We start from the raw sequence: 11,077 nt of genomic DNA on the forward strand, positions 1-11,077 counted from the left end.
ACAGTGCGGCGAGACGGGAAGCCGGCGGCATGGATGCCGCCGGCGCCCGGAGGGCGGACTGTGGCGCCTGGCGATCCTGAAACATAGGCAACTTCAAGCTTGGAATGCACATGGAAAAAATCGCTATCATCGGCTTAGGCTGCCTGTTCCCCGGCGCCGAAACGCCGGAACAATACTGGCGCAATTTGCTGGAGCGCCAGGACAGCAGCAGTGAGTTGTCCAGCGCGGAGCTGGACGCCGACCCGGCCTTGTACCACCACCCGCAGGCGGGCACCGCCGACAAGATCGGCTACAGCAAGAACGGCCACGTGCGCGGCTTCGCGTTCGACGCCGAGGGCTACCGCCTGCCGGCCGCGCAATTGCGCCAGCTCGACCCGCTGTTCCAGTGGACCCTGTACGCGGCCGAGCAGGCGCTCAAGGACAGCCGTTATGCCGACAAGGCGCCGGCGCTGGCGCGCTGCGGCCTGATCATCGGCAACATCGGCATGCCCACCCACGCCGGCAAGAAGCTGATGAACGGCTTCTACCAGCAGGCGCTGGAGCCGTACCTGCAAACCCTGACGGGCCGCCCGGACTTCCATTTCCACAGCGACTGGAAGGCCGACGGCTTGTCCGAGCTGAACCTGAAAACGGTCAGCCACAACGCCACCATCGCGGCCCAGGCGCTGGGCCTGGGCGGGCCATGTTTCGCGCTCGACGCCGCCTGCGCCTCGGCGCTGTACGCGATCCAGATGGCCAGTTACTACCTGCAAAGCGGCAAGGCCGACCTGATGCTGGCCGGCGCCGTCTGCCGCGCCGACCATATCTACATCGACCACGGCTTCAACGTGCTGCAAGCCTTCCCCAGCCACGGCGCGTCGACGCCGTTCGACCGCGATTCGCAGGGTTTGAAGGCGGGCGAGGGCAGCAGCCTGATCGCGCTGAAGCGCCATGCCGACGCGGTGCGCGACGGCGACCAGATTTACGGCGTCATCGAATCGATCGGCCTGTCCAACGACGGCGGCGCCAAGCACATCCTGGTGCCGGACGTGAACGGCCAGCTGCTGTCGCTGCAGCGCGCCTACGCCGGCATCGAGCGCGGCATCGACTACCTCGAATGCCACGCCACCGGCACGCCGGTCGGCGACCAGGTCGAACTGGCTTCCGTGGAAGCCTTCTTCGGCGGCTGCGCGCGGCGTCCCCTGATCGGCGCCAACAAGGGCAATATCGGCCACATGCTGACGGCTTCGGGCATGGCCAGCACCCTGAAGGTGCTGCTGGCCATGCGCCACGGCGTGATTCCGCCGACGCTGAACGTGCAGAACATGGTGGCCACGCCGAAGGGCGAACTGAACCTCGGCCACATCGTGCGCGAGGCCACGCCGTGGCCGCAGCAGGGCGCGCTGAAGCGCGCCGGCATCAACGCCTTCGGTTTCGGCGGCGTCAACGGCCACATGGTGCTGCGCGAGCATGTCGCCCAGGCGGCGCCGCCGCGCGCCGCGGCGCCGGCGCCGCTGGCCAGCCTGGCCATCATCGGCAGCGCCGTGCTGATGGCCGATACCGAGGCCAACGAGGGTTTCGACGACACCATCCTGCAGGGCCGCAGCGTGCTGGGCGCCTTGCCGCACACCCGCTGGCTGGGGCTGGAGGGGCGCGCCGACATCCTGCAGACGCGCGGCCTGAGCCAGGCGCCGCTGGGCGCCTACATCGAAAAATTCGAGTTCGACTGCAAGCGCTTCCGCCTGCCGCCGAAAGTCGTCGGCACCCATCTGCTGGCGCACCTGTCGCTGATGCCGACCGCCGAGCGGGCCTTCCACGACGCCGGCTATGTCATCGACGGGCACAAGCGCAACATCGCCGTCATCGTCGCCGGCGACATCGATTACAGCTGCCTGCGCTACCAGGCCCGCAATGAAATGGCCTGGCAGGTGCGCGACAGCCTGGCGCGCTGCGGCATCGAGCTGAGCCCGGAGCAGGTGGACGCGCTGGAGCGCATCGCCAAGGACAGCCTGTTCCCGGCGCCCTACCCGGAGGGCATCACCGGCGGCATCGGCAACGTCGTCGCCAGCCGCATCGCCGCCCACTTGAAGCTGGACGGCCCGGCCTTCTTCCTCGGCTCGCATGAAAACGCCGCGTTCAAGGCCATCGAACTGGCGCAGTTCATGCTGTCGAACCAGCTCGTCGAGGCCGTCATCGTGGCCGGCGGCAGCTTCGCCGGCGGCATTGAAAACGTCTTGTGGGGCGAGCGCGACGCGAACGGCGCGGCGCTGCCGGCAGGCGACGGCGCCGGCGTCATCCTGCTCAAGCGCGAGCAGGACGCGCGCGCCGCCAACGAGCGCATCTATGCCGTCATGCGCGGCCTGGCGATCGTCCACGAGTGCGGCGACGACACGCGTTACCGCCCGGCGGCCGGCGCCGTCGCGCGCGCCGCCGCCGCCGCCCTGGCGCAGGCCGGCGCCGCGGCCGGCGCGGTCGACTATATCGAGCTGGGCGGCGGCCAGGCGGCCGAGCGCGGCGTCGAGCTGGACGGCCTGGCGCAAGCCTACGCCGGCCGCAGCGCGCCGCTCGGCGTCGGCAGCGTCAGCGCCAACTACGGCAACCTGGCGGCCGCCCAGGGCATCCTCGGCATCATCAAGACGGCGCATTGCCTGTACCGGCGCGCGCTGCCGGCCGGCGCGGGCGTGGCCGGCTCGCCGGAAGGGGCGGCGCGGCCGGCCTTCCAGCCGGCCGCCGCCAGCCTGGCGTGGCCCGCGCCGGCCGCCGGCCTGCGCCTGGCCGCCGTCAACAGCCTGGGCATCGACCGCGCCTACGCGCACATGCTGCTGCAGGAGCCCGACGAGGACAACCGCCGCACGGCGCGGGCGCCGGCGGCGGCCGCCGCCGCCACCGGCAGCCTGATGACGACCGTCTACACGGGGCGCGAACAGACGATCCCGGAGATGATACTGAATCCGGCCAATTGCGCGCTGTTCGGCACCACGTATGTGCCGGCAGCCGCTCCCGCGGCCGCGGCGGCGCCTTCCGGCGTCGCCGCCCAGCTGGACGGCGAGCACCCGGTCGAGCGCGCCTGCCTGCGCAACGCCCAGACCCAGTTGCGCTATCTGCAGGCCGAGCAGCATTTCTACCAGCGCATGGCGGCCATGATGGAGGGCCAGTGGCTGGCCGTCGAGCCGCTGCGCGCGGCGGCGGCGCCGGTGCCGGCGCCGCGCCGGCTGGTGTTCGACGAAGCCCAGCTGGTCGAGCTGACCAACGGCTCGGTGGCCAAGGTGCTGGGGCCGGACTACGCCGAGGCCGACACGTATCCGATCCGCACGCGCATGCCGTCGCCGCCGTATATGTTCGCCTCGCGCGTCACCGCGATGTCGGCGCAGAAGGGCAAGCTGGAACCCTGCTTCATCGAGTGGGAATGCGACTTGCCGGTGGACGCCTGGTACGTCAACAACGGCATGGTGCCGGCCTTCGTCGCGCTGGAATCCTCGCACGCGATGATCGTCGCCTTCACCTATATCGGTTGCGACCAGCTGTTCAAGGGCCAGTTGCGCTACCGCGCGGTGGACAGCCAGACCACCGTCTACGGCGCCATGCCGAAGGCCGGCGAGGTGCTGCGCGGCCGGGTCAACATCAAGTCCTTCCTGCGCGTCGGCCGCAATGTGCTGATCGCCTACGAGTTCCTGTGCTATGTCGGCACGCGCCTGGCGTTCAAGCTGGAGGCCAATTCCGGCTTCTTCCTGCCCAAGGACATTGAGAAGTCGAAGGGCGTCAACACGGCGCCGTATCTGAAGACGGACGGCCCGGCGGCGCCGTTCACGCCGCCGCTGCGCTGCGAGCGCGGCGCCTTCGACGACGCCGCCATCGACGCGCTGCTGCGCGGCGACCTGGCGCGCTGCTTCGGCCCGGCCTACCACACGCCGCACGCGGCGCCGCTGTGCGCGCCGGCCGCGAAGATGCTGCACCGCGTGCTGTCGGTCACGGCCGACGGCGGCGCCTTCGGCCTCGGCGAGGTGCTCGGCGAGTGCGACATCGACCCGGCGCACTGGGTCTTCAAGGCCCACTTCATGAACGATCCGGTGATGCCGGGGACCTTCCTGGTCGAGGGCTGCGAGCAGATGGTCAAGTTCTACCTGTGCTACCTGGGCCTGTACACCCAGCCGCAACTGACGCCGCATGTGCTGAGCGACCACCACTACAGCGCCAAGTTCCGCGGCGAGGTCAAGTGCGAGGCCGAGACGCTGCGCTACCGCCTCACCTGCAAGGCGATCGAGCGCAGCTACGGCGCCGACGGCGCGCTGGAGCGGGTGGCGCTGGTCTTCCTCGCCGAGATCATTTACCGCGGCAATGTGATCGGCATCTGCGACAACCTCGGCGCCGGCTTCAGCACGCTGGCGCTACCCAACGGCGCGCCGCAGGCGGCGCCGCAACCCGTCACGGAGGCATCGACTTGAACCAAACAAAACTGAGCATGGCGCCGCGTTTGGCGCCACCGACTTGCAAATGGCAGGGCCGCGCCGGCCTGGCGCCGCAGACCCTGGAGCAGGCGCAGCAGTTGCTGCTGCAACTGGAGCTGCCGCTGCATGTGCTGGAGCAGCAGGGCGCCCTGCTGCTGGAGCCGGGCGGCAGCCTGGGCGGCGCCGGCCAGACGGCCTGCCTGGGCACCGTGCCGGCGTGGCCGCCGGAATCCTTCGGCGACCCGTCCTTCCTGCGCGACTACGGCGTGCGCTTCGCCTATTACGCCGGGGCGATGGCCGGCGGCATCAACTCGGAAGAGATGGTGATCGCGCTCGGCTCGCGGCGCATCCTCAGCGCCTTCGGCGCCGGCGGCCTAACGGTCGAGCGGGTGCGCAGCGCGATCCGGCGCATCAAGGACGCGCTGCCGAACGGCCCCTACGCGATCAACCTGCTGCACAACCCCGGCCAGCCGGAGTGGGAGATGGCGTGCGTCAAGCTGTTCATCGAGCAGGACGTCAAGGTGGTCGAGGCTTCCGCCTACATCAACCTGTCGCCGGCCATCGTCTACTACCGCATCACGGGCTTGAAGGCGGGCGAGAACGACAGCGTGGTGCGGCGCCACCACGTCATCGCCAAGGTGTCGCGGCGCGAGGTGGCGCAGCACTTCCTCAAGCCGGCGCCGGAAAAGATCGTCCGCCAGCTGCTCGCCGACGGCCTCATCACCGAGCAGCAGGCCAGCCTGGCCGCGCGCGTGCCGATGGCCGACGACATCACGGTCGAGGGCGATTCGGGCGGCCACACGGATAGCGGCGTGTTGAGCTGCATCTTCCGCTCGATCAGCGACCTGCGCGACGAGATCGCGGCGCAGCAGCGCCACCCCTTCCACGTGCGCATCGGCGCCGCCGGCGGCATCGGCAGCCCGCACGCCGTGGCGGCCGCGTTCGCGCTGGGCGCCGCCTATGTCGTGACGGGCTCGATCAACCAGGCCTGCGTCGAGGCCGGCACCTCGGAGTCGGTGCGGCGCCTGCTGGCCAAGGCCAGCATCCAGGACGTGGCGATGGCGCCGTCGGCCGATATGTTCGAGCTGGGCGCCAAGGTGCAGGTGCTCAAGGGCGGCAGCATGTACGCGGTGCGGGCGCAAAAGATGTACGGCTTCTACAAGCAGTATGAGCGCATCGAGGACTTGCCCGAGGCCGAGATCGCCAACCTGGAAAAGAACGTCTTCAAGAAGTCGCTGGCCGAGGTGTGGGCGGAGACGGAAGCCTTCTTCACGGGGCGCGGCAACCTGGCGCCGCTGGCGGCGGCCAGGGCCAACCCGAAGAAAAAGATGGCCCTGCTGTTCCAGTGGTATCTGGGCAATTCCTCGCGCTGGGCCATCGCCGGCACCGCCGAGCGCAGCGTCGACTTCCAGGTGTGGTGCGGCGCGGCGATGGGCGCGGCCAATGAATGGCTCAAGGGCGGCCCCTTCGAGGCCGTCGAACAGCGCCGCGTCGCCGCCATCGCGCTGGAACTCATGGCCGGCGCGGCCTATCTGGGCCGCGTCCACGCTTTACAGCAACTGGGCGTGCTGGTGCCGCAACCCTTGCAGCGCTACCAGGCCCGCGCCGCCGACGGCGCCGACCAGGATGGCGACGAGGCCGAACTGGCCGAACCGCAACTCGCTTCACCCATCGATTCACCTACCCTTCTGAAAGAGGAACGTAAAAACATGGACGCTAAAACGAAACTTTCCCTGAGCAAATCGAAAGACTTCTACAAACAGTGCTGGGACTTGCTGCCGGGCGGCACGCACTACAATTTCGGCGACCCCGAGCGTCCGCTGGTGATCCCCTTCAACCGCGGCCGCAACTCCCGCGTCTGGGACCTGGACGGCAACGAGCACCTGGACTTGTTTTGCAAATTCGGCGCGCTCTTCGTCGGCCACCACAACGAGGCGTACAACGCCGCGCTGATCAAGTACATGGAGAAGGTCACCTCGGTCGACACCTGCGACCTGGAGGTGGAGGTGTGCTCGCAGCTCATCAAGCACATCCCCTGCGCCGAAATGGTCCGTTTTTGCCTGAGCGGCACCGAGGCCGTGCAGAACGCGCTGCGCCTGGCGCGCGGCTACACGGGCAAGAACCGCTTCATCCGCTTCCACGGCCACTACCACGGCAACGCCGACAACATCATGGGCTGGCGCAAGAAGAAGGACTTGAGCTTCCCCGTGCCCGAGCAGTTCAAGGGCGATTTGCTGGACACCCTGGGCCGCTCCGGCAGCCTGCTGGAAGACCAGTCCTTCATGCTGCCATGGAACGACATCCAGGCGCTGGAAGCGACCATCGAGCGCTACCACCATGAAATCGCGGCCGTGCTGATGGAGCCGATTTGCATCAACGGCGGCGGCATCATGCCGCGCGAGGGCTACCTGGAGCGCGCCAAGGAAATTTGCGAGAAGCACAACGTCGTGCTGATCTTCGACGAAATCATCACCGGCGTGCGCCTCGGCCTGTCCGGCGCCCAGGGCATCCTCGGCGTCACGCCGCATCTGGCCACCTTCGGCAAGGCGCTGGGCGGCGGCTCGATGCCGATCGCCGCCATCGTCGGCCGCCGCGACATCATGGACCTGTATTCGCGCGGCAAGGTGATCCACGCCGGCACCTTCAACGGCTACCCGCTGGGCCTGGCCGCGATCAAGGCCACCTTCGACCTGGTCGAGCAGGACCCCGGCTGCTACGAGCGCATGGCCGGCTTCACCTCGCAGATTTCCGACATCTTCATCCGCGCCGCCCACGCCAACGGCCTGCCGCTGGTGGTGCAGGGCATGCCGACGGCCCTGGTCTATCACTCGCAGGAGACGACGGTCGACTTCTCCGAGGGCTATAGCGACAAGGTCAAGTTCTGCGACATCATCATCCGCGAAATCTCCAAGCGCTACGGCATCCAGTTCTCGCCGCTGTCGCGCATGTACTCGAACATGCTGATGAACCAGGACGACGTGCGCTTCTTCGAGGAGCGCATCTTCGACGCCATGGCCAACGCGCGCCAGGTCATCGACATCACCTTCAAGGAAGGGATCGCCGCATGACGCAGCAGGTGGCCATCGTCACGGGCGCCGGCGGCGGCTTCGGCGCCGCCATCGCCAAGTCCCTGCTGGAGGTCGGCTACGCGGTGGCGGCCACCGACGTCGACGCCGCCGCGCTGGAGCAGCTGCTGGTGCGCCTGGAGCGCCACCCGCGCCTGCGCACCTTCGACATGGACGTGACGGACCCGGCCAGCGTCGAGCAGGCCGGCCTGGCGATCGCCGACGCGATGGGCGCGCAGATCACGGTGCTGGTGAACAACGCCGGCATCATCGGCCGCGGCTACTGCATCGCCGAGAGCAGCATCGCGCTGTCGCGCCGCGTCATCGACGTCAACCTGACGGGGGCCTTCAACTGCACGGCCGTGTTCTCGCGCTATATGGCCAAGGGCAAGTACGGGCGCATCGTCAACATCGCCTCCGTGGCCGGCATCTGGGGTTCGGCCGGCGGCGCCGCCTACGCGGCCTCGAAGGCCGGCCTGATCAAGGCGTCGGAGTCGTGGGCGCGCGAGCTGGGGCCGCTGAACATCAGCGTGACGGCGCTGGCGCCCGGCATTTGCAAGACGAACATGCTCAACAAGTTCGTCGACGAGGAGGCGCAGATGTCGGCCGACGAGGCGAAGATCGTCAAGTCCATCGTGCCGGTGGGGCGCTGGGGCACGCCCGAGGATGTGGCCGAGGTGGTCACCTTCCTGGCGACGTGCAAAACCAACTACCTGAACGCGGCCGTGATCCCGATGGATGGCGGCATGCGCGTCGGTTCGTTGTAGCAGCAAGACAATTGGGAGGGGACAGCGGCGGGCCGCCCTGGCGGCGCCCGCGCTGCACCCGGTGTTCATGCAGACATTTCGCAGGGGAGGTTTCGAATGAATCAGCTGGCCGATACAACTGTAAAAAACATTTTGCTGACGGGCGCGACGGGCGTGCTCGGCGGCCGTCTGCTGCAGGAAGTCCTCAGCGCCACCGGCGCCGAGGTGCATTGCGTGGTGCGCGCGGCCGACGCGGTGGAGGCGCGGCGGCGCATCGAGGAAGTGCTGTTCTCGTATGACGAGCAGGGCGCGCTGAAGGACCAGGCCTGGCGCATCCGTCCGGTGCTGGGCGACGTCAGCCTGCCGCAGTTCGGGCTGGCCGACGCCGCCTACGCCGAGCTGGCCGGCGCCGTCGACCTGGCGCTGCACTGCGCCGCCAACGTCAGCCTGGTGGCGTCCTACGCGAAGATCGCGCCGGTCAACGTCGGCGGCGCCGCCAACGTCGTCGAGTTCTGCCTGGCGGCCGGCGCGCCGCTGCTCTACACGTCCAGCTTCAGCGTCGTCGGCGACAAGCTGTACGAGGACGGCTTCGTGCTGAAGGAAACCGACCTGGACGTCGGCCAGGGCTTCGAGGACATGGCTTACGAGCGCTCGAAGTTCGACGCCGAGCGGCTGGTGCAGGAGGCCGGCGCGCGCGGCCTGGAGTGGGTGATCGTGCGGCCGGGCAATATCTGGGGCGACAGCCGCACCGGCTGCTATCCGCTCAAGCAGACCAAGGTCAAGGGCATCTATTACGAGATGCTCAAGGCGCTGGTGGAAACGGGGCTGAGCTTCAAGTCGGACGAGGACTTCGACATTTCGCCGGTCGACTATGTGGCCAAGGCGGCCCTGTTCGCGGCGCTGAACCTGCCGGCGACGCGGCACCGCACCTACAACCTGACGAGTCCGGCGCCCATCAGTTACGACGCCATCGTCGAGCAGGTGCGCGGCTACGGCTACCGCGTCGACGCCGTCGAGACGCGCGTGTATTTCGAGGCGCTGCAGGAGGGCCGCATCAGCCGCGCCGGCAAGCCCTACCGCTCGACCTTCACCGACCTGATGTCGATTTTCTACGACGGCAGCGATTGCAAGGAGCGCGCCAAGTACGACACGCGCAAGATCGACGCCTTGCTGGCCGGCAGCGACATCGTTTGCCACGCCTCGGACGCCACGCTGATGGCGCGCTACCTCGACTACGCGATCCGCAGCGGCTTCATCGCCGCGCCGCGGGAGCAGCAGCCGCTGGCGCAGATCAGCGCGGCGGCGATCCGCGGCGGCGGCTACATGGAAAGCCTGTACGACGCCGATTTGAGCGAGGTCGGCCATGTCGCCAGCGCCGCTGCTTAAGAGCGCGCCGGCGGCGCCGGCCGCGCCGCTGCAGCTGCAGTACCAGCTGCTGAGCAACGGCGCCGTCGTCGGCAGCATCGAGGCCAGCCGCAGCCGCTTCGACGAGGACGGCGAGGCGCTGCTGGCGCTGCACTACCGGGTGCGCATCCGCAGCGGCGGCATCTGGTCCGACTACAGCCTCGACGCCGACGAGGAGATCGTCATCGGCGCCGGGGGCGTGCGGCGCTACGCCAACGCGGCCCACGAGGACGGCGACAAGAGCTCCGTGCTGGGCGGACTGGAGCACGGCGTGATGACCTTGCGCGTCGACGACGGCAAGGTGCGCCTGAGCACCTTCCGCCAGGCCGAGTACGACGCCACCTCGGAGGACGCGCCCGGCCTGTTCCTGGCCAGCGGGCGCGAGGCGGCCGTGCTGCGCGTGCTGGACCTGGAGCACGTCGACATCGACGAGGTGGCCTACCGGCGCTTGCCGGACGAGACGCTGGCGCTGCCGGGCCGGCCGCGGCTGGCGCGGGTGCTGTCGTTCGCCTCGACGCGGCGCAAGCTGGCCGGCCAGCAGTGGTATGTCGAGGACGCCAGCGGCGACGTGCTGGTGCGCGAGCACAGCGAGGAGCCGGGCGAGCGCAATGAAGTATTACTGATCAACTGGACAATGGGGAAATGAGCCTATGCACACGCAAGATTTGAATGTCACCCTGCTGCAAACGGATATCGCCTGGGAGGCGCCGGCGGAAAACCTGCACCGCCTGGAGCAGCGCCTCAACGACGTCGGCGCCACCAGCCTGATCGTGCTGCCGGAGATGTTTACCACCGGCTTCACGATGAACCCGGCCGGCGTCGCCGAACGCATGGACGGCCCGGCCGTCGCCTGGATGCGCGCCAAGGCGGCCGCCAAGGGCTGCGACATCGTCGGCAGCCTCGTCATCGAGGACGGCGGCCGCTATTTCAACCGCCTCGTCTGGGCCAAGGCGGACGGCGGCCTGCTGCACTACGACAAGAAGCACCTGTTCACCTTCGCCGGCGAGGACCGCCACTACACGGCCGGCGCGGCGCCGCTGATCGTGCCGGTCGGCGGCTGGAAGGTGGCCACCTTCATTTGCTACGACCTGCGTTTCCCCGCCTGGTCGCGCAACACCGACGGCCAGTACGACATCGCCCTGTACATCGCCAGCTGGCCGGAGCGGCGCGCCAAGCACTGGCAGGCGCTGCTGCAGGCGCGGGCCATCGAAAACCAGGCCTATGTGATCGGCGTGAACCGCGTCGGCACCGACGGCAACGGCGTCGCCTACAGCGGCGATTCGATGCTGATCGACCCGCTCGGCGAGGTGCTGTTCCACGAGCGCCACAAGGAATGCCTGCACGCGGCGGCGCTGTCGGGCGCGCGGCTCGACGAGGTGCGCAGCACCTTCCCCTTCCTCAAGGACGCCGACCGTTTCGTGCTGAGCCGCTGACGCCG

Annotated in this window: 6 protein-coding genes; all 6 read left to right on the top strand. The window is 68.7% G+C overall.

Annotation, left to right across the window (positions count from 1 at the left end; all coding sequences use genetic code 11):
• Positions 1-110 precede the first annotated feature (110 nt).
• Positions 111-4,421, top strand: coding sequence for a hotdog fold thioesterase (locus OIK44_RS10745; RefSeq protein ID WP_273670740.1), 4,311 nt, complete (start codon positions 111-113; stop codon positions 4,419-4,421).
• Positions 4,418-7,492, top strand: a complete 3,075-nt coding sequence (locus tag OIK44_RS10750; RefSeq protein ID WP_273670741.1) for a PfaD family polyunsaturated fatty acid/polyketide biosynthesis protein — start codon at positions 4,418-4,420, stop codon at positions 7,490-7,492. The genes OIK44_RS10745 and OIK44_RS10750 overlap by 4 nt, the downstream gene beginning before the upstream one ends.
• Complete coding sequence (locus OIK44_RS10755; protein WP_273670742.1) at positions 7,489-8,256, top strand: SDR family NAD(P)-dependent oxidoreductase; 768 nt, start codon at positions 7,489-7,491, stop codon at positions 8,254-8,256. The genes OIK44_RS10750 and OIK44_RS10755 overlap by 4 nt, the downstream gene beginning before the upstream one ends.
• A gap of 96 nt (positions 8,257-8,352) precedes the next feature.
• Positions 8,353-9,621, top strand: coding sequence for an SDR family oxidoreductase (locus OIK44_RS10760; protein ID WP_273670743.1), 1,269 nt, complete (start codon positions 8,353-8,355; stop codon positions 9,619-9,621).
• Complete coding sequence (locus tag OIK44_RS10765) at positions 9,599-10,285, top strand: hypothetical protein (RefSeq protein ID WP_273670744.1); 687 nt, start codon at positions 9,599-9,601, stop codon at positions 10,283-10,285. Before OIK44_RS10760 ends, OIK44_RS10765 begins: the two co-directional genes overlap by 23 nt.
• 4 nt (positions 10,286-10,289) lie before the next feature.
• On the top strand, positions 10,290-11,072 hold the full coding sequence (locus OIK44_RS10770; protein ID WP_273670745.1) for an amidohydrolase: 783 nt from the start codon (positions 10,290-10,292) through the stop codon (positions 11,070-11,072).
• Positions 11,073-11,077: the final 5 nt, after the last annotated feature.

This window comes from Janthinobacterium fluminis, assembly GCF_028595325.1.
In the GTDB taxonomy this organism is placed as follows: Bacteria; Pseudomonadota; Gammaproteobacteria; order Burkholderiales; family Burkholderiaceae_D; genus Janthinobacterium; species Janthinobacterium fluminis.